Here is a 25410-nt window from a genome sequence, read left to right on the forward strand (position 1 = left end):
GTGTGCGCCGTCAGGACCGCCCTTGGGGAGCCTGGAGGCGCCGTGCACCTCGAATACACGCCCGAGCAGCAGCGGCTGCGCAGCGAACTGCGCGACTACTTCGCCGAACTGGTGCCGGACCTCGCCCAAACCCGTTTCACCGACCCGGCAGCCCAGAAACGCCACTACCGCAAGACCATCCGGCGCCTCGGCGGCGACGGCTGGCTCGGCGTCGGCTGGCCCAAGGAGTACGGCGGACGCGGCCTGACCACCATCGAGCAGTTCATCTTCTTCGACGAGGCCGCCCAGGCGGGCGTACCGCTGCCCCTGATGGCACTCAACACCGTCGGCCCGACGATCATGCAGTACGGCACGGACGAGCAGAAGTCGTACTTCCTGCCGAAGATCCTCTCCGGCGAGATCGACTTCGCGATCGGCTACAGCGAGCCCGAGGCGGGCACCGACCTCGCGTCCCTCAAGACGCGCGCGGTACGGGACGGCGACGAGTACGTCGTCAACGGCCAGAAGATCTGGACGACCAACGGCGACACGGCCGACTGGGTGTGGCTCGCCGTCCGTACCGACCCGGACGCCCCCCTCCACAAGGGCATCACCATGCTGCTCGTCCCCACCACCGACCCCGGCTACTCGTGCACCCTCATCAACACGCTCGCCTCGCACGACACGACGGCCAGCTACTACGAGAACATCCGCGTCCCCGCTTCCCGCCGCGTCGGCGCGGAGAACCAGGGCTGGCGTCTGATCACCAACCAGCTCAACCACGAGCGCGTCACCCTCGCCGCCCACGGCACCATGGCGATCCGCGCCCTGCACGACGTCCAGCGCTGGGCCATGGAGACCAAACTCGCCGACGGCCGCCGGGTGATCGACCTGCCCTGGGTGCGCCGCCGCCTCGCCCAGACCCACACCAGGCTCGACGCGCTCAAGCTCCTCAACTGGCAGATGGTCAGCGCCGTCCAGGAGGGCACGCTCACCCCGCAGGACGCCTCCGCCGTCAAGGTCTACGGCTCCGAGGCGCGCCGCGACGCCTACGCCTGGCTGATGGAGATCGTCGCGGCTCCCGGCGCGCTGAAGGAGGGCTCGGCCGGCGCCGTTCTGCACGGAGAGCTGGAGCGCGGCTACCGCTCGGCCGTCATCTTCACCTTCGGCGGCGGCAACAACGAGATCCAGCGGGAGATCATCTCGTGGATCGGGCTGGGGATGCCGAGGGTGCGGCGTTAGCGAGCGTCGCCGCCGACTTCTCGTAAGGGCCAATGGCTTTATTCCGTACCGGAATCAAGTCGCCATGGTGGTTGACCGGGCAAAAGCTGAATGAGCAACTGAGGCCCGCGGCGGCCCAATCGTGCGTTTGCCGTGCGGCAAAGGCACGAGGAGACTGGCAGAGAGGGGGTTTTTGAAGGCCGCGAGTTTCGGCGCCGTGACGTCACCGGCGCGGGCTCCCGGTGCCGATCTGAAGAGGCGAGCGCAATGTCACGTCAGTACTATCAGCGTGGTCATCTCGTCGAGGCCGAAGAACTCGATGACGTCGTCGCGGTCAAGATGGACACGGACGCCCGGGTGAGTTCCGCCGCCGATATGGAGGCGGAATTGGGAAGCAGCGTCCGCGGGGAGATGCGCGAGGCCGGCGTGGACGACGAGACCGCCGACGCCTTCGCCCGCGCGAGTTGGGTGTTCGTCAGGCCCAACCAGCGGACGCGTGAAGCGTTCTCGGCCGGTACAGGAATTCGTGGGGCGGAGACGAGCGGTACGGTCATCCGACGATCCAACGGCAGGATCGGCATCGCCACCGACGCGTTGACCGTCCGGCTGGAGCCTGCCCTCTCCGAGGAGCAGGCCGAACGCGAGCTCGAGGCAGCCGGCTTGACCGTCGTCGGCAAGCTCGGCTTCGCGACGAACCTGTACGAGGTGCGCGCGCCGGCGTCGCAGGACGCCCTCGCGGCCTCCGTCGAACTGCACGACAACGACCGCTTCGTCTTCGCCGAGCCGGCGTTCATCGAGCACGTCCCCGGGCGGTTCAGGCCCACCGGGGCTCGCTACGGGGAACAGTGGCAATGGCGCAATCCCGGAACCAACGGCGGTACCCCGGACGCCGACGTGCACATCGAGACGGCCTGGGACCGCACCTTCGGAGCCGGGATCCGGGTCGCCGTCATCGACAACGGCTTCGACACGGGGCACCCGGACCTCGCCGCCGGGCTGGACCCACTCTCCGGCTTCTTCGCCGGCGGCGGGCAGCGCCCGGTCTTCGTCCAGGACACCGCGGGGATGCCCGACGAGGATCACGGCACGTTCTGTGCCGGCATGGCCGGGGCCCGGCACGGCAACGGGGCGGGCGGCACCGGTGCGGCCCCCGAGTGCGCTCTGATGCTCCTGGCCTGTCTGCCGGACCAGATCGGCACACAGACCACGCTCGCCCGTGCCGTGGGGTTCGCGAGCGACCCCTCGACGGAGGTCCCCGGGATCGATCCCCGGGCCGGTGCGGACATCCTGGTCAGCAGCCTCGGCCCGAACGGCGCGGACTGGGACATCTCCGACACCCTCGCCCTCGCTCTCGAGTCCGCCGCCTCCAACGGACGGCAGGGCAAAGGGCTGCCGATCTTCTGGGCCGCGAGCAATGGCAGGAACGTCGACGTCACCAAGGACGAGGTGGTCTCGCACGCGGACGTCATCGCCGTAGTGCGCTCGACCAACAAGGATCGCGAGGACCACGCGGCACGCGGCCCGGAGGTGGAACTGATCGCCCCCGGCGTCGATGTCCTCAGCACCACGTCCGGCGGCGGCTACGGCATCAGCACCGGCACCAGCTTCGCCGCTCCCTGCGCGGCCGGCTGCGCCGCCCTCGCGCTGTCGGTGAACCCCCACCTCACACGGGATCAACTGCGCGACGTGATGCACCGGTCGGCCGACCGGATCGGCGGACCGCAGGTTCAGTACGACGCCTCCGGGCACAACGACGACTACGGATTCGGCCGGGTGAACGCCGCCCAGGCCGTCGCGCTCGCCGGCGGGATCCAGCCATGAGCGAGGAGCCCGCGGTCCTCCGCTGCCATGTCGTCGCCGAGAGTGCGGAAGCGCTCAGGGAGTTCGTCCATGAGACGCGGCCCGACGTCGGCTGCCGCCCCGTGGTGCGCGGCAGCCGGGCGGGTGTCGGACTCGACCTCTACTTCCGCCAGGATCAGCTCGACCGGGCCAGGGCGGCCAGATCGGCCCCCTCGGTGGACATCACCGCGGTGGAGAACGTCACGGAGAACTGGCTCGCCCGCAAGGAAGAGGTGGGCACGGGCGACCGCTTCGCCGCTCGGGACGCCGTACCGCACGGCCTTGGCCGCAAGGAGTGATCGTGTATCTCAACGTGGCCGAGATCGAATCGGCGATCACCAGTCTGCAAGCCGCCTATCCAGGCGCGACCGAGGTCATCACGCCGCCTCACCCCACCCATGAAGGGCGGACGACGCACCTGTTGCGAGTAGGGACACGGCCGTCCGACGAAGTGCCCGGGATCCTGTTCCTGGGCGGGGTGCATGCGCGCGAGTGGGTGCCGCCCGACGCGCTGGTCTCGCTGGCGGCGGACCTGTTGGAGGCCCACGACCGCGGCACCGGGCTCGGTTACGGGGCGTCGAGCTTCACGGCGGCTCAGGTCAGGGGGGTGCTGGAGGACGTCAATCTGTTCTTCTACCCCTGTGTCAACCCGGATGGCCGGGCCTTCAGCCAGGCCACGTCCGCGATGTGGCGCAAGAACCGCCGGCCCGCACCTGCCGGCTCCACCGCCCCTTCGTGCGTGGGAGTCGATCTGAACCGGAACTTCGACTTCCTGTGGGACCACAAGGCGAAGTTCGCCCCGGACGCGGACGTGCACACCTCGGACAAGCCGTGCGATCCGCAGGTCTACCGTGGACCGGCGGCCGCTTCCGAGCCCGAGACCCGAAACGTGGTCTGGGCGCTCGACAACCACCCGCGGATCCGATGGATGGTCGACGTCCACAGCGCGGTTCCGGTGATCCTGCACAACTGGGGCTCCGACCAGAACCAGTCCATCACGCCCACGGACAACTTCCGCAACCCCGACCGAGACGGGGTACGAGGGCGTCCCGACGACGGCATCGGCGAGTTCATCCCCGAACCGGACCTGAAGATCGCGGTCGAAGTGGCGGAGCGGATGAACGACGCGGTGCGCGCGGTGCGCGGGGTCGACTACGGGGTCGAACCGGCGTACGGCCTCTACCCCACCTCGGGCACGAGCGACGACTACGCCTACAGTCGGCACTTCACCCACCCACCCGCCGCCAAGGTGTTCGGCTACACGATCGAGTGTGGTGACGCCTTCCAACCCGTGTTCAGCGAAGCCGAAGAGGTCATCCGGGAAGTCTCGGCCGCGTTGCTGGCACTCGCGCTCAACGCTCCGGTGGTCACCGACGGCTGAGGTCACCGACGGCTGAGGCCCGGCGGCGCACCCTCGTTCGGGGCAATCAGCGCCTGCTGCGCACCGCGAACTTCGTCGGCACCATCACCTACGGCACCACCGAGGCCGTCGAGAAGGCCGGCGCGAGGGTGCGGAAGATCCACAGCATGCTCGGCGCCACCGACCCGGACACGGGGGAGCGGTACGGCGTCGACGAACCCGAACTGCTGCTGTGGGTGCACTGCGCCGAGATCGACTCGTACCTCCAGGTTGCGCAGCGCTCCGGCATCCGCCTCACCGACGAGCAGGCCGACCGCTACATCGACGAACAGCGCCTCGGCGCCCGCCTGGTGGGCCTCGACCCGGACGTCGTACCCGCGAACCAGGCCGAGATGGCGGCGTACTTCGAGAAGGTGCGCCCCGAGCTCGCGAGCGGACCCGAAGCACGTGCGGTGGACGACTTTCTGCTCCGCCCGCCGACGCATCCACTGCTCGTCCCGGCGCGTGAGGTGCTGTGGCGGCGCGTGGCCCACCTCGCGTACGCCGCCCTGCCGCCGTACGCCCACGAGCTGTACGGCAGACCGGCACCGGAACCCGCCGCCGTCACCCGCCAGTTGCGTGTCACGGGCACCCTGCTGCGCTGCGTTCCCGCACGTCTGCGCTGGCAACTCCCGCCCAAACACATCCTGCGTGCCATGGCACGACTCGGCCCAGGCTCGCGCCCGGCACCGTACAAACTCGGACGATAGCTCGCCATACTGGACGAGCCGAGGGAGGGTGGGGCGGACCAACGGGGGGCGAGCGCGGGAGATGGGGGACAGCAGGCTGATCCAGGGCCGGTACCGGCTGCTCGAACCGATCGGGCGCGGCGGTATGGGCGAGGTGTGGCGTGCGCGCGACGAGTCGCTGGGCCGGCATGTCGCGGTGAAGTGCCTCAAGCCGCTCGGACCGCACCACGACCACTCCTTCGCCCGAGTCCTGCGCGAGCGGTTCCGTCGCGAGGCCCGGGTGGCCGCGGCGCTCCAGCACCGCGGTGTGACCGTCGTCCATGACTTCGGCGAATCCGACGGTGTGCTGTTCCTGGTCATGGAACTGCTTCAGGGCCGCAACCTCAGCCAGCTGCTGGAGGACAACAAACAGCATCCGCTGCCCGTTCCGGACGTCGTCGACATCGCCGACCAGGTCGCCGCCGCCCTCGCCTACACCCATCAGCAGGGCATCGTGCACCGCGATCTGAAACCGGCGAACATCATGCGGCTCGCCGACGGCACGGTGAAGATCTGCGACTTCGGCATAGCGCGCCTCGCCCACGACATCGGCTTCACCTCCCGGCTGACCGGCACCGGCATCGCGATGGGCACCCCGCACTACATGTCGCCGGAGCAGATCGGCGGAGAGGAGGTGGACCAGCGCAGCGACCTGTACTCGCTGGGGTGCGTGCTGTACGAGATCGCCACCGGCGTGCCGCCGTTCGACCTGGACGACCCGTGGGCGATCCTCGTCGGGCACCGCGACACCCCGCCCCGGCCGCCGCGCAGCCACCGCGCCGAGCTGCCGGAGTACTTCGAGCAGGTCATCCTCGACCTGCTGGCGAAACGCCCCGAGGAACGCCCGCACGACGGACGGGAGTTGGGCCGCCGGATCAGCGTCGGCCGTACGACACCGGCCTATGTGCCGACCGTGGTGACCGGGCAGCCCGTGCTCCGCCCGCGGGAGCCCGTGGCACGCGAGACCCGTCTGCCGTCCTGGACCCGTGGCATGACCACCGGCCACAAGGCCACCGGCGCCCCACTGCGCACCACACCCCCCGACGCCGCGGCCGGCCTCACCGGCGAGTGGATCCCCCGCCCCACCACCGGCCGACCCGACGGGACCGCCGCGGACGAGGATCCCCCGGCCCCGTCCACGGCCACGCTCACCGCGCTGGCCGCCCGGCACAACGCCGGACTGAGCCTCGGCCGGCTGGGCCGCTGGACCGAGGCGGGCGAGGTGCACCGCGCCGTCGCGGCCGAGCGCGAACACCTGCTCGGCCCCGAGCACCCCGACACGCTCGCCAGCCGCTACGAGGTCGCCTTCACCCTCAGCCGCACCGGGCGCGCCGCCGACGCCCTGCGCGAGTACAAGCACGTCGCGCGCGCCCGCAGCCTCGCCCTCGGCCCGGACCACCCGGACACGCTCGCCGCCCGGCAGGAAATGGCGTACGTACTGGGCCAGTTGGGCCGCCACTTCGACGCACACCAGGTCTACACGTCGGTGCTGATCGCCCGCGAACGCGCCATGGGCGCCGACCACCCCGACACCCTGCGCTGCCGCCACAACCTCGCCTTCAACCTCAGCAGGCTCGGCCGGCTGGAGGACTCGTACCGCATGGCCGACGAGGTCGCCGCCGCCCGCGCCCGAGTCCTCGGCCCGCACCACCCCGACACCCTGGTCACTCGCTACGAAGTCGCCTACGCACTCGGCCAGTTGGGCCGCTGGCCGGAGGCCCTGCAAACCTACGGCGAGGTCGCCGAGGCCCGCGCCCAGGCCCTCGGCCCCGACCACCCGGACACCCTCGCCGCCCGCTACGAGGTCGGCATCAGCCTCGGCCGGCTCGGCCGCAGCACGGAGGCGCTCCGGCTCTACCACGATCTGATCGACGACCGCACCCGCGTCCACGGCCCCGCCCACCCCGAGACCCTGCGCGCCCGGCACGGCCTCGGCGTCAACCTCGGACGCCTCGGCCGCTGGGAGGAGGCCCTCGCCGAATCCCGTGACGTGTGCGCGATCCGTGGCCGTGTACTGGGCCACGACCACCCGGACACCCTGGTGAGCCGTCGCGAGGTCGCCGTGAGCCTCGGCTGGCTGGGCCGCTGGCCGGACGCGCTCACCGAGTACCGGGCGGTGGCCGACGCCCGCGAACGCGTCCTCGGCCTCGACCACCCCGACACCCTCGCCAGCCGCAACGACGAGGCCCACTGCCTCCAGCAGCTCGGGCGGGGCGCGGAGGCGGTCGAGCTGTACCGGAGGGTGGCCGTGCTGCGGCAGCAGCGGATGCCGGGAGGTGCGTGAGTCCGGACGCCCGTACCTCTGGCCCACCTAGATCATCACGTGTTACGAAGAACCATGCCTGCACACGAGGGAACCCCGGGACACCGTACGTACGACGCCGTGATCGTCGGCGGAGGCCACAACGGGCTGGTCGCCGCCGCCTATCTGGCACGGGCAGGACGGTCCGTACTGGTGCTGGAGCGGCTCGACCACACCGGGGGCGCCGCCGTGTCCACACGGCCGTTCGCCGGGGTCGACGCACGGCTCTCCCGCTACTCGTACCTGGTCAGCCTGCTGCCCCGGAAGATCGTCCAGGACCTCGGCCTGAACTTCGGCATCCGCACCCGCGACGTCTCCTCGTACACGCCCGTCGAACGCGACGGACGGCCCACCGGGCTGCTCGTGGGCGGCGGAGAGGAACGCACCCGGGAGGCGTTCGCCCGGCTGACGGGCGGGCAGCGCGAGTTCGAGGCCTGGCAGCGCTTCTACGGGATGACGGGGGAGGTCGCCCGGCGGGTGTTCCCGACCCTCACCGAGCCCCTGCCCAGCCGGGCGGAACTGCGCCGCCGGGTGGACGACGAGGAGGCCTGGCGGACCCTCTTCGAGGAGCCGATCGGCGTCGCCGTCGAGGAGCGGTTCGGCGACGACCTGGTGCGCGGCGTGGTGCTGACGGACGCTCTCATCGGCACCTTCGCCGACGCCCACGACACCTCCCTGAAGCAGAACCGCTGCTTCCTGTACCACGTGATCGGCGGCGGCACCGGCGACTGGGACGTCCCCGTCGGCGGCATGGGCGCCCTCACCGACGCGCTCGCCACGGCGGCCCGCGAGGCGGGCGCGGTCATCGCCACCGGGCACGAGGCGGTACGCATCGACACGGACGGACGTACGGCGGAGGTCGGTTACCGCACGGCGGACGGCGAGGGCGTCGCCGCCGCCCGGCACGTCCTGGTGAACGCCTCCCCCCAGGCCCTGGCCGCCCTCACCGGCGACACAACCCCGCCGCCCGCCGAGGGCGCCCAGCTCAAGGTGAACATGCTGCTCAAGCGGCTGCCCCGGCTGCGCGACAGCTCCGTCGACCCGCGCGAGGCGTTCGCCGGCACCTTCCACATCGCCGAGGGCTACGACCAGCTGGCCACCGCCCACGCCCAGGCCGCCGCCGGGGAACTCCCCGCCGCGCCGCCCTCCGAGATCTACTGCCACTCGCTCACCGACCCGACGATCCTCGGGCCCGACCTCGTCGAGCAGGGCTACCAGACCCTCACCCTCTTCGGGCTGCACACCCCCGCCCGGCTCTTCCAGCGCGACAACGACGCCGTACGCGAGGAACTGCTGAAGTCGACGCTCGCCCAGCTCGACGCCCATCTCGCCGAGCCGATCGCCGACTGCCTGGCGACGGACGCGGACGGGCGGCCGTGCATCGAGGCCAAGACCCCGCTCGACCTGGAGCGCGACCTGCGGCTGCCCGGCGGGAACATCTTCCACCGCGATCTCGCCTGGCCCTACGAACAGGAGGGCACCGGCCGCTGGGGCGTGGAGACCCGCCATCCGAACGTGCTGCTGTGCGGGGCGGGCGCGGTGCGCGGGGGAGGGGTGAGCGGGGTGCCGGGGCACAACGCGGCGATGGCCGTGCTGGAGGCCGCCGACTAGGCGTGGACCCCGCCGTCCACCTGGAGGATCACGCCGGTGACATAGGTGGCAGCGAGGAGTTCGGCCGGCTGTGGGCCGCCCACGACGTGACCGCCGACCCCACGCTCCGCAAGACCTTCGACCACCCGGTCGTCGGCCCTGTGACGGTCATCGCCGTCCGAGGAGGCGCTCCGGCGGCTGTCCGTCCTCGGCACGCAGCGACTGGTCGTACCCGGCTGACCGGTCAGTTCGTGGCGGCGGTCCAGCCGCTGGCCGTGATCCGCGCCGCGTCCGCCGGCCGCGCCTCGTCGAAGAGGACCGTACGAGCCGACTCGACGCGCAGTCCGTCGACGTAGGCGCCACGCCCCACGTACAGCCGGTCGGTGGCGTAGCGCCAGCGCACCAGCAACTGCTCGTGCGCGGGAAGCGGGGCAGCGAGGCGGTGCCAGACGCGGCCGGACCAGCCGGTGGCCGTACCGGTCGGATGGTCCTCGGGCCGCTCGCCGTGCCGGGTCGTGGTGAAGGGGAGCGGCTGCCAGGTCATGCCCCCGTCGGTCGTCGCCTCCAGGGCGAGGAGGTCCGCCTGGGGTTCGGTGTCCCACCAAAGGGCGCAGCACAGCCGGGCGTCGCCGCGTGTGGTGTCGAGCGCGGGGAGCGCGAGCGTCGCGGTGGCGGCGGTCGCCATGCCCGAGAACCAGGCTGTACGGCCGTGCCGTGGGCGGACCGGCACGGCGCGGGCCATGTTGTTCGCGGCGGCGACCCGCGGAGCGGAACCTGAACGCCAACTGCGCACCGGATGGACCGAGTTGCCGAGCACGACGAGGAAGGAGTCGGTGGTCGGGTCGAGCACCAGGGAGGTGCCGGTGAAGCCGGTGTGCCCCGCGGTGCGCGGAGTGGCCATCGCGCCCATGTACCAGTGCTGGTAGAGCTCGAAGCCGAGCCCGTGTTCGTCGCCGGGGAAGGCGGTGTTGAAGTCGGTGAACATCAGCTCCACCGACTCCGGCTCCAGGATGCGGGTGCGGCCGTAGGCGCCGCCGTTGAGCAGGGTGCGGCCCAGGACCGCGAGGTCCCACGCGTTCGAGAACACGCCCGCGTGGCCCGCGACCCCGCCCAGGCTGAAGGCGTTCTCGTCGTGCACCTGGCCCCACACGAGCCCTCGGTCCAGACCCGACCAGGGCTTGCGGGCGTCCTCGGTGGCCGCGATCCTCGGCTTCCAGGAGGCGGGCGGGTTGTAGCGGGTGCGGCGCATCCCGAGGGGGCCGGTGATCTCCTCGCGGAGGAGAGTGTCGAGTCCGCGGCCGGTGATCTTCTCCATGACCAGCTGGAGCGAGATCAGGTTCAGGTCCGAGTAGAGGTACGCACTGCCCGGCGGGTTCAGCGGCGTTTCGTTCCAGATGAGCTTGAGCTTCTCCTCGTACGTCGGTGCCGCGTACAGCGGGATCCAGGCCCGGAACCCCGAGGTGTGGGTGAGGAGCTGACGGATCGTGATGTCCTGCTTGCCCGCACCGCCGAAGTCGGGGAGATAGGAGGCTACGGTCGCCTCCAACCGCAGTGCGCCCCGCTCGATCTGCTGCACGGCGAGGATCGAGGTGAACAGCTTGGAGACCGAGGCCAGATCGAAGACGGTGTCGTCGGCCATGGGGATCTGCTGGTCGGCCGGGAACTCGACGCCGGTGTCGGTCTTCTCGTCGTACGCCTGGTATCGGACCGCCATCCCGATCGGCTGATGCAGGGCCACGGTACCGCCGCGCCCGGCGAGCAGAACGGCGCCCGCGTACCAGGGGTGCTTGGGGGAGGGACCGAGGAACGCCTCGGCGTCCGTGACCAGTTGGCGCAGGTGGGTGGGGAGCAGGCCGGCGCGCTCCGGGGAACCGTGGCGCAGGGTCGTGGCGCGGCGGGCGGAGTGGGCGGAGGTGGAGGCCGCTGCCGCTGGTCCGGCGGGAAGGGGGGCGATGGCCAAGGCGCCGCCCAAGGCAAGGACGGCTTTGTTCAGTTGACGCCGAGTCGGTCTGCTGCTGTCGTCCGTCATCGAGGTTCCTCCCACCGCCGCGGCTGAAAGTATCTTTCCGGGATCACCTTGCGTGATGAAACTTTCGTGTCAGGAGTGGGTCGTGTCAACGGTGTGGCCGCACCAACAGACCTGACGGTGTATCAGAAAAGGCCTTCCGTCGTCCGGGGGACTGCGGCATCCTGCGCCCATGCAGACGGAGCTGAGCAAGAAACTGGGAGTCGAGCACGCCATTTTCGGCTTCACGCCGTTCCCCGCCGTCGCCGCGGCCATCAGCCGGGCCGGCGGTTTCGGAGTGCTCGGCGCGGTCCGCTACACCGCCCCCGACGACCTCAAGCGCGACCTCGACTGGATCGAGGCACATGTCGAAGGCCACCCCTACGGCCTGGACGTCGTCATGCCGGCGAAGAAGGTCGAAGGCGTCAGCGAGGCGGACGTCGAGGCGATGATCCCGGAAGGGCACCGGCACTTCGTCAAGGACACCCTCGCCAAGTACGGCGTGCCCGAACTCGCCGAAGGTGAGGCCTCCGGGTGGCGGATCACCGGCTGGATGGAGCAGGTGGCCCGCACCCAGCTCGATGTCGCCTTCGACTACCCGATCAAGCTGCTCGCCAACGCCCTGGGCTCACCGCCCGTGGATGTCGTGGAACGCGCCCACGACCGACGCGTGCTCGTCGCCGCGCTCGCGGGCAGCGCCCGGCATGCCCGCAAGCATCAGGAGGCGGGCATCGACATCGTCGTCGCTCAGGGCTACGAGGCCGGCGGGCACACAGGGGAGATCGCCTCAATGGTTCTCACCCCGGAGGTGGTGGAGGCGGTCGACCCCCTGCCCGTGCTCGCCGCCGGAGGGATCGGAAGCGGCCAACAGGTGGCCGCAGCGCTCAGTCTTGGCGCCCAAGGTGTGTGGCTCGGCTCCATATGGCTGACCACCACCGAAGCCGATCTGCACTCGGCCGCGCTGACCGCCAAGCTGCTGGCCGCCGGCTCCGCCGACACCGTCCGCTCCCGCGCCCTGACCGGAAAACCGGCACGGCAGCTGCGCACCGAGTGGACCGACGCGTGGGACGACCCCGACGGGCCCGGCACCCTCCCGATGCCCTTGCAGGGGCTGCTCGTCGCCGAAGCCGTCTCCCGCATCCAGAAGTACGAGGTCGAGCCGCTGCTCGGCACACCCGTCGGCCAGATCGTGGGCCGGATGAACTCCGAACGAAGCGTCCAGGCCGTCTTCGACGACCTCACCCGCGGTTTCGAACGAACCGTCGACCGCATCAACCGCATCGCCGGAAGGAGCGGCCAGTGACCGGCACATCCACGGCCCACACCGTCAGCACACCTCCCGTCGGCTTCTGGGCCCAGGCAACCGCCGACCCCGACCGCATGGTCCTCGTCGCCCCCGACGGCGAACGATGGACCGCCGGACGGCTGCACGCCGCCACCAACCGCCTGGTCCACGGCCTGCGCGCGGCCGGCCTCAGGCGCGGCGACGCCTTCGCGGTCGTCCTCCCCAACGGCGTCGAGTTCTTCACGGCGTACCTGGCCGCCTCCCAGGCCGGCTTCTACCTGGTCCCCGTCAACCACCACTTCGTGGGCCCCGAGATCGCCTGGATCGTCGCCGACTCCGGTGCCAAGGTGCTCATCTCCCACGAGCGCTTCGCCGAGTCCGCCCGCCAGGCCGCCGACGAGGCGGGCCTCCCGGCCACCCACCGGTACGCCGTCGGCGAGGTCGAGGGCTTCCGACCGTACGCCGAACTCCTCGACGGGCAGCCGGAGTCCGCGCCGGCCGACCGCACGCTCGGCTGGGTCATGAACTACACCTCGGGCACCACCGGCCGCCCCCGCGGCATCCGTCGCCCCCTGCCCGGCAAGCCGCCCGAGGAGGCCTATCTGGGCGGATTCCTCGGGATCTTCGGCATCAAGCCGTTCGACGACAACGTGCACCTGGTCTGCTCACCGCTGTACCACACGGCGGTGCTCCAGTTCGCGGGAGCGTCCCTGCACATAGGTCACCGCCTGGTGCTGATGGACAAGTGGACCCCCGAGGAGATGCTTCGTGTCATCGACACCCACAGGTGCACGCACACTCATATGGTCCCGACACAGTTCCACCGCCTGCTGGCCCTCCCGGAGGAGACACGGTCCCGCTACGACGTCTCCTCCATGCGACACGCCATCCACGGCGCGGCCCCCTGCCCGGACCATGTGAAGCGGGCGATGCTCGACTGGTGGGGCCCCTGTGTGGAGGAGTACTACGCCGCCAGCGAGGGCGGAGGCGCCTTCGCGACGGCGGAGGACTGGCTGAAGAAGCCCGGAACGGTGGGCAAGGCCTGGCCGATCAGTGAACTCGCCGTCTTCGACGACAACGGCAACCGGCTCCCGCCCGGCGAACTCGGCACCGTCTACCTGAAGATGAACACGGGCGGCTTCGCCTACCACAAGGACGAGGCCAAGACGCGGAAGAACCGCATCGGCGACTTCTTCACCGTCGGCGACCTCGGCTACCTGGACGAGGACGGGTACCTCTTCCTCCGTGACCGCAAGATCGACATGATCATCTCCGGCGGGGTCAACATCTACCCGGCCGAGATCGAGTCCGTACTGCTGGCCCACCCGGCCGTCGCCGACGCCGCCGCGTTCGGCATTCCGCACGACGACTGGGGCGAGGAGGTCAAGGCGGTCGTCGAACCGGCCCCTGGCCACGAGCCCGGCCCCGCCCTCGCCGCCACGATCCTCGACCACTGCGCCGGTCAACTCGCCGGCTACAAGCGGCCCAAGAGCGTCGACTTCATCGCCGAGCTGCCGCGCGATCCCAACGGGAAGCTGTACAAGCGGCGGTTGCGGGATCCGTACTGGGAGGGGCGTGCGCGGCCCGTGTGAGCGGAGCCGCCCGGCGCTCCTCCTGGGTCACGTCCGGGAACCCGGGAAGGTCTCCAGGGCCCTGGCGAGACCCGCGGCGTCGGTGCCGATCTTGCGGTAGGCGGAGGACAGCAGTTGCCGCACCCCCTGCTCGGTGAGGCGCAGTTCCTTCGCGATCACGCCCACCGAGTGGCCCTGGACGGTCAGCTCGGCCGTTCGTCGTTCGTGAGCGGTGAGGGTGTCCGTCTGCGCGTAACGCAAGGGCAACGGCCGCAGTCCGGCCGCCGAGAGCTCTTCCCTGGCCCGGGCTGCGAGGGCGTCGGCGCCACAGTGAACGGCGCCTTCCAGCCCCTGGTAGAGCCTGTCGGCGGCCTCCTGCACCCGCCCGTTGCGGGACAGCGCGGAGCCGTGCCCGACGAGCGCTCGGGCCAGTTCGTACGACGCGGGTGACCGTTCCAGTTCCGCGACGGCCTCGGCATGCAGATCCAGCGCGGCCGGACCACCGGTCACCTCGGCCTCGGTATGGAGCGCCTGGCCGATCGCGGACGCCGCACCGAAGTCCCGCGCCCGCTTGACGGCGTCCCGGGCGAGGGAGACCGCCCGATCGGGGGCGGTAGGCGCGAGGGCGGACGCCAGGTGCAGCTGCCACGGGCACCAGGAGGGGTTGCGCCAGGCCCGCGACTCCAGCCATTCCCCGACGGAGGACAACAGCCGTGCCGCCTCGGGGCGTCGCTGCTCCGCCAGGAGCAGCTCGGCGTACACCGTGCGCGGGTCGGGGAAGATGACGGCGTTCGGGACCACCTCGCCGTAGTGGTAGGCGTCCGCGAGCTCACGCGCGTCGGCGGTCCGTCCACGGGCCAGCAGGATCTGGATGAGGATGCCGATGGCGAACCACTGGGCCGGCACCGCGCCTTCGACCCGCTCGGCGGTGCGCAACCCGGCCCGGACGAGTTCTTCCGCCTCCGAGAGGCAGCCGCGGCGGTAGCGGATATAGCCGAAAAGGGTCTGCCCCTGCGCCAGGTGGGAGCCGCTCCATCCCTTGTGCTCGCACTCGGCCATACCCTTGGTGAACAGGTCTTCGGCCTGCCACGGCTGGTCGCAGTACATGAACAGCAGGGCGACCGCGACGGGCACCTCGAAGCCGCGGTTCTCGTCGGTCCAGCTCATCCCGCCGCGCAACGCCTCCTCGGCATGTTCGAGGGCGGTGCGCCGCGGCTCGCCGCGTACCAGGGCGTCCCAGGCCCGCAGTCCGAGGATGTAACGCTCCTCCAGGCCGCGGCCGGTCAGCTTGTCGGCCAGCCTCGTCAGCCGGCGCGAGCGGGCGGACGAGTCGGGCTCGTCGGTGCGGAACGCGCTCCAGACGAAGTGATCGGCCTGCATCCGCAGTTTGATACGCGGATTGGGGGCCCGCCGCGCCTCGTCGGCGGCCACATCCGCGGCCTCGGTCAGCCGGTCGGTGTTGGCCAGCGCCTGAGTCAGCCGGTAGACGATGGACGCGCGCAGGTCGGGGTCGATTCCCGGCTCCTTCAGCGCCTCCCGGAGGTAGCTGACGGTGGCCGTGGGCTCGATCAGGAAGGTCGAGCAGGCGAGATCGTGGAGGACCGCGGCGCGGTCCTCCGCAGGGGGCGGTTCCTGGAGTGCTCGGGTCAGCACGCGCCGGGCGGCCTCCGGGGCTCCGGCGCGGAGATACTCACGTGCGGCGGCGCGCAGGCACGCGACAGCCTCGGGCCGGCCGTCGCAGGGGACCTCCAACAGGTGCCGGGCGGCGGAGGTGGGGCCGAGCCCGGCCGCGTGTGCGGCGTCGGCCGCCGCGTTGTGCATGCCGACCCGCAAGCTCGAGGGGATGGCCCGGTAGATCGTCGTGGCGATCAGCGGGTGGACGAACTCCAGGCTGCCCTTGGGCCCGTCGCCGTCCGCGAGGATACGGGCGGCGCGCAGCTTCTCGGCCGCTTCGGCGGCCTCCTCGCTGCCGAGGACCGCGATGCCCGCGGCAAGCTCTCGTGAGAAGGTCCCGCCCAATACGGCAGCGGCCCATGCGAAGCGAACGGTGCTGGTGCCGAGCCGGTTGAGGCGCTCGATCAGCCCCGGGCCCTTGACCGCCGTGGCGAGGTCCCTCATCACGGGCAGATCTTCCTGGGTTCCCTTCACCTTCCGTTCGCCGAGCCGGATCGCGAGTTCGACGGTCTCGAAGGGGCTGCCCCCGGTGACCGTCCAACACTCCCCGCAGAACTCGTCCTCGGCTGCCTCGCCCAACTTGTCCCTGACAATCCGCGCCACACCGGCCTCGCCGAGCGGGGACAGGGCATGCGGACGCTTCTCGTGGCGCTCGACCAGCGTGCGGAACGAGGTCGCGTCCTGCGGGAGTTCGTCGGGCCGGTAGGCGACGACGATCAGGAGCGGGAGGTCCGCGACGCGAGGCGCGAAGGAGGCGAGCCAGTCGAGGGATTCGGCATCGGCCCAGTGGAGGTCGTCCAGGAGCAGAACGAGAGGCGCGTTCATCACCGTGAGGCGCGTCATGACCCAGTCGAGGCCGTCGCGAACTCCGGTCGGGTCCGGCATCTGACTGGTGTCCGTCGCCTCGAGGCCGAGTGTGGTGCCGACGATGTCGTACCAACTGCCCAGGAAGGCACGACGCTCCGTGTCGCTCATCGTGGCCAGGGTGGGCTGCATGACCTGGCGGACGACGCGGAACGCCAGGCCCTGCTCCTTCTCCCCACCCCTGCCCGAGACCACCCTGAGTCCGTGAGCGGCGGCGCGGGCGCGCGTCGCCGCGATGAGTGTGCTCTTGCCCATGCCGCCCGCACCGGTGAAGGCGAGCAGTCCGCCGCGCGGCGCCTGGGGCACGCCGTCGACGGAGTCACGGAGGCATGCCAACGCGGAGTCGATCGCCTGGAGTTCTTGGTCGCGTTCGAGTAGAGGCCGGTGTTCGGTGATCGGTTGCCGCAGCCCATGGGTCATGTGGTCTACCGCTTCCTGTCGTTGCTCCCCGCCGGACGGGGCGAGCGTACGCCTGATGGCGACCCGTTGGACGGGTTGGAACAGGAGGTCGGTAGAGAAGGGTGAATTTTTCGGAGTAGGCGTTCGAGGCTCGGCCCGTTGGGTACCATTTCCCGCTCCCCTTCGGGCCCCCTCCGCTGCGGGTGACGGTCGGGCAGAGGCTCAGAGCACGGCGGAGGCCAGCACGGTGTCCGCGTACCGTGGCACGGTACGGGACCAGAAGTAGCATCCGGGGATCCAGCCGCCCATGCCCTCCACATAGCCGACCCCGGCTGGACTCAACTCCGGCCTGATCTCACGGTAGAGCTCCTCGAACTCGCCGATGGTGCTGTTGATGTGCCCGATGGCCAGCGTGACGGCCACCGGCAGGGAGCACTGGTGGGAGCGCTGGTAGGCAAGGGCCAGATTGATCACGCCGCCGGCCCGCTGCTCCTTCACCGCGGAGAAGAGGTCGGCGATCCACACCGCCGCGTCGACCGACAGCCGGCCGAGGCGCTGTACGACGGGATGCCGCAGTTCCTCCGCGACCAGCTCGCACGGATGCGCGGCCTCGCACAGCGGGTGAAAGGGCTCGATGCCCGCGATGAGAGAACGGATGGACCGGCACTGACCGCTCCCCAAAGGTGCGGGGTGGGTCTGGGCCACCGCTTCGTACAGCAGACCGTGCACGTACTCGCGGCTGTTCCAGGCCCATCGTGCGGCCTGTGCGGGTGTGCAGCGCTCATGGACCTGCCGACGGAGATCGGCCAGCGCGGCACCGAGTGGGGTGTCCGGCGGTTGGCCGTCCCGCAGGATCCTGACGCTCTCGCACAACATGGGCATCAGCCGGCCGGGCCGCTCCGTGCCGACGTCTTCAGCCTGGTCGTCGAAGATGAACTGGTAGGCGATCTGGTTGGCCATGATCTGGAGGAGGCCTGAGTCCACGGTCGGGCTGTTGTAGGCCGCGAGTTCGGCGGGGCGTGTGTAGGCGATCATGGCCGCCACTGCCGGATCGTCGGTGAGCCCCCATGCGCTCAGCCACTTCTCGACACCCGCTGCTGCTTCCGCTGCGTGGGGATTGCTCTGGAACGGGAAGGGCATGTAGAGGTTCGTGTCGATCAGTTCCCGCAGATTGGTGACGGGGATGTCGTCCGTTGCGACGGGGATGTCGCCCGTTGCGGTGAACGCGATTTCCTCATGCGTCGTGGACATGGTCGCCACCTGCCGTTCGGGGGTCGTGGACGCCAGGGGTCTTCGTTGCGTGGAGGGCGAGGGAGGGCGCCTCGGTCGGTGTGGCCACCGGTCGTTGTCCTCGTGGTTCGCAGACCATCACCAGGTCCCGCTGCCCCAAGGAGGCTGCGGGGCGCAGCCGTTCGACGTGGCCGGGCAGATGGCGCAGCCGCCAGTGGCGGGCGATGAACGCGACGGCCACGGTGGCTTCCGCCATGGCGAACGTATCGCCGATGCATTTCCGGGCACCGGCGGCGAACGGGATCATCGCTCCGGGTGGGATGGTGGCTGCCTGCTCCGGCAGCCAGCGATCGGGGAGGAACCGCTCGGGGTCGGGGAACGAGGCCGGGTCGTGGTGCAGAAGGTACGGGCTGTACAGGACGGTGGCGCCCCGTGGGAGACGCTGCCCGGCAAGAACGGTCTCTTCGGTGGTCATCCGGGTGAAGAGCCAGCCCGGCGGGCGGTGGCGCAGCGTCTCGGTGACAACGCACCGGGTGTGCACGAGGCGTGACAGCTCATCGGCTCCGGGCGGCCGCCCTCCGGCGAGTACGACGTCGACCTCGGAGTGCAGGCGGCGCTCCTCTTGAGGGTGCCGCGCCAGCAGTTCGAAGGCAGAAGCAAGGCACAGGGCGGTGGTTTCGGCTCCGGCGAATATCAGCGTGAGTACCTGGCTGCGGAGCTCCTGCTCGGTGATCGCCGCCCCATCGCCGTTGCTCCGCGCGGCCGTCAGCAGGACTCCCAGGAGATCGTCACGGGCACGTGGGGGAGTCTCTCGTCGGCGCTCGGCGATGGCCTCGTCGACGATCGCCCGCAGACGGGCGGAAGCGTGCTGGAAACGCCGGTTCGCGGGGGTGGGAATCCGGAACGGGGCGTCGACGGGTATGACGGTCCGGAGGAACAGACCGCGGACGATGGTGACGAGGCAACCGTGCACCTCGGCGACCTTCGCGGCGTCGAGCGAGTCGGAGAAGAGGACCCGGCTGATCACCCGTGCGGACAGCGTCAGCATGGTCGCGCTGATGTCGACCTCCTGCCCGGCCCGCCACTCGCGGCACACCGCCTCCACTTCCTGGCCCATCAGTTCCGTCTGGTCGGTGACCCGGGCCGCGCGGAAGCCGGGCTGGAGCAGCCTGCGCTGCCGCCGGTGCGCCTGATGGCGGCACGTACCGACGCCGTCGCCCAACAGCATGCGCAGCCTGTCGTAGAGCGGGCCCCCCTTGTCGAAGGTGCGCGGGTCCATGAGCACCTGGTGGACCAGCTCCGGATGGCACACCATCCAGGCGCGCTGAGGCCCCAGCCGTATCTCGACCAGATCCCCGTGCGCGGGCAAAGAATTCAGAAACTCCAACGGTTGTCGGTAGAACGCGATACCGTGGCCGAGGAGTGGGAATATGCCTGGTGCAGTTCCTGTCCGCCACGTTCGGTTTTGTTCAGGCACAGCACGGCTCATGAAAACCTCCTGCCAAACATGGCACGCGAAATCACTCAACGTGCCACGGACTTGAACACTTGAGACAAGTCCTGCCCAGTCCGAGCGGCTCCTGGTTTCCGGAAACCTTTCTCCAAAGGGGCGCACGGGAGCACGAGGGAGCATAAGAAGCATTCACTGAACAGCCCTTGACACATGGCGCATTGACAACACATCCCATGTGTCACTCACATGTGGTCCCGCCCCATGTGGAACGGGACCACACTTGATCAGGGTTCGCGTACGTGGACGGTCTTCAGGGCGGGCGACGACACGATGTCCTTCTCGCAGAACCGCGAGGTCACCCACTTCTCACCGGAGAACAGCCGCGTCTGATCGCTGTAGTGGCGCGAGTTGGGGTTCGAGGACTGTGAGTACGTCAGCAAGGTTCGCGCCACCGGGCAGCGACCGCCGTCCCAGCCCACCGCCTGGATGTGGCTGGAGCCGGTCGTCACCTCGGTGTAGCCACCCCGTGTCTGGTCCCACACCGGCTCGATCTTGTTCCACACGCCCATCCCCTCCGTGCCGCCGTGCACGGGGATGCGTTGACCGTTCCGTACGACGACTTGATGCTCGCCGAGGTGGGAGTCGAGCGCGATGCCCGCGGCCCGGAGCTCGGTGACCGCGTCCGCGAGGGCTGTGGCGAAGCCGGCGGCGTCCGTGTTGAGGGTGTTCGGTGTGCGCACCGGGTCCGCCGCCGAGAACGGCACCTTCCAGCGCTGGGCGGCCGGCACCTTCGTCGTCAACTTCCGCCAGAACCGGTCGAAGAGCAGGGCGCCCCTGCTGCTCGTGTCCATGGTGCGATCCCAGGTCGCAAGCACCGAGCAGGCCTCGGAGACGTCAACGGCTTTGCCGTCACTGCCCGTCGCCGTCCCGCCCGGCAGCGCGGCACACGCTTTCGCCGCGTCGGCCACGGCCAGACCGGCCGCAGGCACGCGATTCGTGAACTGCTGATGCTCAAGGTCACGGACGGTCAGACCGCCCCGCTCCGCCATCGCGGCCACGTCCTCGATCGCGCCGCGCGTGCGCAGGGAGCGCTGTGTGCCCACGGTGCCGAAGATCCGCTCATAGCCGGTCAGCGGCCGGTCGGCGTTGGCGAGCCAGGCGCTGTCGTTGGAGTTCTCCACGTACGCCGCGTCCTTCAGGGTCGGCATCCGCGCGGGCCCGAACGTCCCGGGCTGGACGGCGTCCCGGTCGCTGCCCAGCGCGCAGTCGCCGCGCGAGCCGTCGAGAACCGCCAGACCCGCCGCCGGGTATGTCGTCCTGCCCAACCCTGTCGAACAGCGCGACACCAGGTCGTCGGTGATCCGGGGCAGTATCTGCGACTGGGTGTAGAGGGAGTGTCCCGAGGAGTCCGCGGCGATCGTGTTCACCCAGGGCAGGCCCTGAGAGCGGGAGAGGGACCTCTGGACGTCGGCCACACCGCGTGCCTTGCCGAAGCCGAGCGAGGTGTCGGCGAACCGCATGTTGGCCGCGTTGGGGTCGTTGTAGGCGTACGCCGTGGTCGCGGTCCAGGTCAGTGGGAGACCGGCGCCGGCTTCGGTGGCGGCGGCGACCGGACCGTAGCGGGTCCACCACTGGGTGCGCGTCACGGGTGCGCCGCCCTTGACCGCGACGGTCACGGTCCGCTTCCTCATCCGCTCGCGCTTTCCGTCCACGAGATAGACGGTGGGGTCGGCGGGGTCCAGGGTCAGCTGGTGCAGATTGAACGGGACCCCGGTTGACACTGTGTGGCTCCACGCCACATGGGAGTTGAAACCGATGGAGATCGTCGGCGACCCGAGCAGCGCCGCGCCGGCCACGTTCAGCTCGCCGGGGATCGTCTGCTGCGCCTGCCAGAAGCGCCGCCCGCCGTGCCACGGATAGTGCGGGTTGCCGAGCAGCAGGCCACGTCCGTTCGCGGTGGTGGCGCCGTTGAAGGCGACCGCGTTCGAACCCATGTCCGCGTCGGCTGTGCGTTCACGCACGGTCCGTACCAGGGCATCGGCGTCCGGGCTCGTCCCCAGGCCCTTGGCGCGGGCGGTGGTGGTGGTGGTGGTGGTGGGCGGCTGGGCCGAGGTGATCTCGTCCACGGCGCCGCCCTGCCCGCCGAGCACGGCGAGTGCGTAGAAACGGGCCGCCACGTCCAGTGAGGTGACCGGCCGCACCCAGGAGGCGCCCTGGCATGCGGGGTCGTTGATCCGGTTCTGCCGCAGCCAGGTGTTGTACCCGACCGCGAAGCCTCGCATCAGGTCCTTGACCTGACGGCTGGGGCCGCGCGGCGCCGGTTCGGCGAGCAGCTTCTCCACGGTGCGCGTCTGGCGCACCCCGCCGAAGTACAGGTCGCTGGAGAGATTGCTGGTCGCCGAGGACAGCGCGGAGTCGGCCGGCGCCTTCGGACCGAAGAACCTCGAACGCTCGCCGCGCACGGTCACGAAGCCGTCGGCGAGCACGCACACCTGGTCGGCGGCCTGCGCCCAACCGGTGCCGAAGCCGAGGGACTCGTAGTCCTGGGCGACGATGTGCGGGATGCCGTACTCGGTATAGCGGATAGTGGCGGACAGGCCGCCGTGCGAGGGCCGGTTCCGTTGTTCCGGCTGATCGTGCCGTTCGGCCGCGGTGGCGGGTAGCCCGGCCACGGTGGCGAGCAGGGCGACGGTCGCGACGACAAGGCGTCTGGGGCGGGTGCGCATCGTGCCTCCCAACGTCGATGAGGGAAGGAGCCGTTGAGCGTACCAACGGGTATGTGCCCCGGTCGCGTGTCCGGCCCGTGCCTTGACCCGTCTCTCCGAGGCACCGAGGATCATGTGTCATGACGCCAGGACACGGCAGCACGGTTGACGGAGTGCTGCGCCGCAGCGCCCGACGCACCCCCGCGCGCATCGCGATCGAGGACCGCGCGCAGGCATGGACGTACGACGAACTCGACCAGGCGGTCTCCCGCGCGGCGAGCGTCCTGCTCGACCAGGGCCTCGGCCGCGGCGACCGGGTCGCCGCCTACGGACACAACTCGGCCGCCTATCTGATCGCGTTCCTCGCCTGCGCCCGCGCGGGCCTCGTGCACGTCCCCGTCAACCAGAACCTGACCGGTGACGACCTCGCCTACATCGTCGGCCAGTCCGGCAGTTCCCTGGTCCTCACCGACCCGGCCCTCGCCGACCGGCTCCCCGACGGGGTTCCCACGCTGCCGCTGCGCGACGCCGACGACTCACTGCTGACGCGACAGGCCACCGCACCCGCCTACGACGGCCCCGAGCCGCGCAGCGAGGACCTGGTGCAGCTGCTCTACACCTCCGGTACGACGGCCCTGCCGAAGGGCGCGATGATGACCCACCGCGCCCTGGTGCACGAGTACCTGAGCGCGATCACCGCCCTGGACCTGAGCGCGGGGGACCGCCCCGTGCACTCGCTGCCGCTGTACCACTCGGCGCAGATGCATGTGTTCCTCATGCCGTACCTCGCCGTCGGCGCCACCAACGTCATCCTGGAGGCGCCCGACGGCGACCGGCTCTTCGAACTGATCGAGGCGGGCCGCGCGGACAGCCTGTTCGCCCCGCCCACGGTGTGGATCGGCCTGGCCAACCGCCCCGACTTCGCCACCCGCGACCTCGACGGACTGCGCAAGGCCTACTACGGCGCCTCGATCATGCCGGTGCCGGTACTGGAGCGGCTGCGCGAGCGCTGGCCCGAACTGGCCTTCTACAACTGCTTCGGACAGAGCGAGATCGGCCCGCTGGCCACGGTGCTGGCCCCGGACGAGCACAAGGGCCGCATGGACTCGTGCGGCCGAACCGTCCTCTTCGTGGATGCCCGTGTGGTGGACGGGCACGGCGAGGACGTGCCCGACGGCACCCCCGGCGAGATCGTCTACCGCTCCCCGCAACTGTGCGAGGGCTACTGGGACAAGGCCGAGGAGACCGCCGAGGCCTTCCGCGACGGCTGGTTCCGCTCCGGTGACCTCGCGGTACGGGACGCGCACGGCTACTTCACCATCGTCGACCGGGTGAAGGACGTCATCAATTCCGGTGGCGTACTGATCGCCTCACGTGAGGTCGAGGACGCCCTGTACACCCACGACGGCGTCGCCGAGGTCGCCGTGATCGGCCTGCCCGACGAACGGTGGATCGAGGCCGTCACGGCCGTCGTCGTGCCGCGCGGCGAGGTGAGCGAGGCCGAATTGATCGACCACGCGCGCGAGAAGCTCGCCCACTTCAAGGCGCCCAAGCGGGTGACGTTCGTGGACGAGCTACCGCGCAACGCGAGCGGGAAGATCCTCAAGCGGGAGCTGCGGGACCGCTTCGCCGACGCCTAGACCGGATCTTCAGCCAGGCTGAGTGCTATGCGTGGCCACGTGTCCAGCGAGGGGCCACGTGCCCGGCGAGGCCACGTGCTCAGCGAGGCCAGGTGCTCAGCGAGGCCAGGTGCTCAGCGAGGCCAGGTGCTCAGCGAGGCCGTAGATCCTGGATCCGCCGGATCTTGCCCACGGAGCGCTCCAACGACTCCGGTTCGACGATCTCCACGGCGACGGACACCCCGATGCCGTCCTTCACCGCCGCCGCGATGGCCTGCGCGGCCGCGTCCCGGGTCTCGGGGGAGGCGTCGGGCCGGGCCTCCGCGCGGACGGTCAGGGAGTCGAGCCGGCCCTCGCGGGTCAGGCGCAGCTGGAAGTGCGGTGCCACGCCCGGGGTCCGCAGCACGATCTCCTCGATCTGGGTGGGGAAGAGATTGACCCCGCGCAGGATGACCATGTCGTCACTGCGACCCGTGATCTTCTCCATCCGCCGGAACACCCGCGCCGTCCCGGGCATAAGCCGCGTCAGGTCCCGGGTGCGGTACCGGATGACCGGCATCGCCTCCTTGGTGAGCGAGGTGAAGACGAGTTCGCCCTCCTCGCCGTCGGGCAGCGACTCGCCGGTGATCGGGTCAACGATCTCGGGGTAGAAGTGGTCCTCCCACACATGCAACCCATCCTTGGTCTCCACGCACTCCTGCGCGACGCCGGGCCCGATCACCTCGGACAGCCCGTATATGTCGACGGCGTCGATCGCGAACCGCTCCTCGATCTCGTGACGCATCTGCTCGGTCCAGGGCTCGGCGCCGAACACACCCACACGCAGGGAAGTGCGGCGCGGATCGACGGCCTGTCGTTCGAACTCGTCGAGAAGGGTGAGCATGTACGAAGGCGTCACCATGATGACCTCGGGCCTGAGGTCCTGGATCAGCTGGACCTGGCGGGACGTCATACCGCCGGACGCGGGGATGACCGTACAGCCCAGCCTTTCGGCCCCATAGTGTGCGCCGAGCCCACCGGTGAACAACCCATAGCCGTAGGCCACATGAACCTTGTCCCCGGGACGTCCGCCGGCCGCCCGGATGGAGCGCGCCACCATGTCGGACCACAACGAAAGGTCGGCGTCGGTGTAGCCGACGACCGTGGGGCGTCCGGTGGTGCCACTGGAGGCGTGAATACGGCGGATACGGTCCTGGGGCACGGCGAACATGCCGTACGGGTAGTTCTCGCGCAGGTCGGCCTTGGTCGTGAACGGGAAGCGGGCCAGATCGGCGAGGGAACGGCAGTCGTCGGGCCGTATGCCCGCCTTGTCGAAGGATTCACGGTAGAAAGGCACGTTGTCGTACGCGTGACGCAGCGATCTCCGCAACCGCTCCAGCTGGAGCGCCCGCAGCGCCTCCGGGTCGAGCCGTTCCCCCGAGTCCAGCAGTTCCGTCGCGTCCGCCATGGGGACTTCTCCCTCGCCAACCATGTCAACAACCATGCTAATCCGGACGACCGATCATTCGGTCTGGGTGTTGGGGATCAGTAATCCAGGCGTGGGTTGA

General features: G+C 70.2%; 15 protein-coding genes and 2 pseudogenes. 11 read left to right on the forward strand and 6 right to left on the reverse strand.

The window, feature by feature from the left end:
• The first annotated feature begins 42 nt into the window (after window positions 1-42).
• The 8 genes and pseudogenes from ACIQWG_RS03775 to ACIQWG_RS03810 form a co-directional block, all read left to right on the forward strand.
• A complete protein-coding gene (locus tag ACIQWG_RS03775) occupies window positions 43-1221 on the forward strand; it encodes an acyl-CoA dehydrogenase family protein (protein ID WP_404089821.1) in 1179 nt (392 codons plus the stop codon).
• A 246-nt stretch (window positions 1222-1467) separates the two neighbouring features.
• Window positions 1468-3021 carry a S8 family serine peptidase gene (locus tag ACIQWG_RS03780; RefSeq protein WP_404089823.1) on the forward strand — a complete coding sequence of 518 codons (1554 nt, stop codon included), beginning with the start codon at window positions 1468-1470 and terminating at the stop codon, window positions 3019-3021.
• Window positions 3018-3338: a hypothetical protein gene (locus ACIQWG_RS03785; protein ID WP_404089825.1), complete on the forward strand. Its 321-nt coding sequence runs from the start codon at window positions 3018-3020 to the stop codon at window positions 3336-3338. The genes ACIQWG_RS03780 and ACIQWG_RS03785 overlap by 4 nt, the downstream gene beginning before the upstream one ends.
• A 2-nt stretch (window positions 3339-3340) precedes the next feature.
• Window positions 3341-4420: a M14 family metallopeptidase gene (locus tag ACIQWG_RS03790; RefSeq protein WP_404089827.1), complete on the forward strand. Its 1080-nt coding sequence runs from the start codon at window positions 3341-3343 to the stop codon at window positions 4418-4420.
• Between the two features lie 50 nt (window positions 4421-4470).
• Window positions 4471-5148, forward strand: a pseudogene (locus ACIQWG_RS03795) (oxygenase MpaB family protein); the annotation flags it as partial.
• 61 nt (window positions 5149-5209) lie between these two features.
• Complete coding sequence (locus ACIQWG_RS03800) at window positions 5210-7450, forward strand: tetratricopeptide repeat protein (protein WP_404089829.1); 2241 nt, start codon at window positions 5210-5212, stop codon at window positions 7448-7450.
• 54 nt (window positions 7451-7504) lie between these two features.
• The gene (locus tag ACIQWG_RS03805) at window positions 7505-9079 is read left to right on the forward strand and encodes a phytoene desaturase family protein (protein WP_404089831.1); all 1575 of its coding nucleotides are present in this window, start codon (window positions 7505-7507) and stop codon (window positions 9077-9079) included.
• A gap of 41 nt (window positions 9080-9120) precedes the next feature.
• Window positions 9121-9298: pseudogene (locus ACIQWG_RS03810) on the forward strand (transcriptional regulator); the annotation flags it as partial.
• A gap of 4 nt (window positions 9299-9302) precedes the next feature.
• Here ACIQWG_RS03810 and ACIQWG_RS03815 read toward each other — a convergent pair.
• Window positions 9303-11087, reverse strand: coding sequence for a serine hydrolase (locus tag ACIQWG_RS03815; RefSeq protein ID WP_404089833.1), 1785 nt, complete (start codon window positions 11085-11087; stop codon window positions 9303-9305).
• Between the two features lie 169 nt (window positions 11088-11256).
• On the opposite strand from ACIQWG_RS03815, the gene ACIQWG_RS03820 reads away from it, so the two are divergent.
• Entirely contained in the window at window positions 11257-12366 is a 1110-nt protein-coding gene (locus ACIQWG_RS03820; RefSeq protein ID WP_404089835.1) for an NAD(P)H-dependent flavin oxidoreductase, read from the forward strand.
• Window positions 12363-13940 carry an acyl-CoA synthetase gene (locus ACIQWG_RS03825; RefSeq protein WP_404089837.1) on the forward strand — a complete coding sequence of 526 codons (1578 nt, stop codon included), beginning with the start codon at window positions 12363-12365 and terminating at the stop codon, window positions 13938-13940. Before ACIQWG_RS03820 ends, ACIQWG_RS03825 begins: the two co-directional genes overlap by 4 nt.
• 27 nt (window positions 13941-13967) lie before the next feature.
• Here the strand turns inward: ACIQWG_RS03825 and ACIQWG_RS03830 are convergent, their stop codons facing one another.
• The 4 genes from ACIQWG_RS03830 to ACIQWG_RS03845 form a co-directional block, all read right to left on the reverse strand.
• Window positions 13968-16877, reverse strand: coding sequence for an ATP-binding protein (locus ACIQWG_RS03830; protein WP_404089839.1), 2910 nt, complete (start codon window positions 16875-16877; stop codon window positions 13968-13970).
• A gap of 201 nt (window positions 16878-17078) precedes the next feature.
• On the reverse strand, window positions 17079-18107 hold the full coding sequence (locus ACIQWG_RS03835; RefSeq protein WP_404089841.1) for a (-)-alpha-amorphene synthase: 1029 nt from the start codon (window positions 18105-18107) through the stop codon (window positions 17079-17081).
• Window positions 18091-19575 carry a cytochrome P450 gene (locus ACIQWG_RS03840; protein ID WP_404089843.1) on the reverse strand — a complete coding sequence of 495 codons (1485 nt, stop codon included), beginning with the start codon at window positions 19573-19575 and terminating at the stop codon, window positions 18091-18093. Before ACIQWG_RS03840 ends, ACIQWG_RS03835 begins: the two co-directional genes overlap by 17 nt.
• Before the next feature lie 248 nt (window positions 19576-19823).
• Window positions 19824-22265, reverse strand: coding sequence for a penicillin acylase family protein (locus tag ACIQWG_RS03845; RefSeq protein WP_404089845.1), 2442 nt, complete (start codon window positions 22263-22265; stop codon window positions 19824-19826).
• A gap of 119 nt (window positions 22266-22384) precedes the next feature.
• Here ACIQWG_RS03845 and ACIQWG_RS03850 point away from each other — a divergent pair, with 119 nt between their 5' ends.
• Window positions 22385-23884, forward strand: coding sequence for an acyl-CoA synthetase (locus ACIQWG_RS03850; protein ID WP_404089847.1), 1500 nt, complete (start codon window positions 22385-22387; stop codon window positions 23882-23884).
• Between the two features lie 130 nt (window positions 23885-24014).
• On the opposite strand, the gene paaK is transcribed toward ACIQWG_RS03850, so the two are convergent.
• The gene (gene paaK / locus ACIQWG_RS03855) at window positions 24015-25310 is read right to left on the reverse strand and encodes a phenylacetate--CoA ligase PaaK (RefSeq protein WP_404089849.1); all 1296 of its coding nucleotides are present in this window, start codon (window positions 25308-25310) and stop codon (window positions 24015-24017) included.
• Window positions 25311-25410: the final 100 nt, after the last annotated feature.

Source organism: Streptomyces sp. NPDC098781, from assembly GCF_044759995.1.
Classification (GTDB): domain Bacteria; phylum Actinomycetota; class Actinomycetes; order Streptomycetales; family Streptomycetaceae; genus Streptomyces.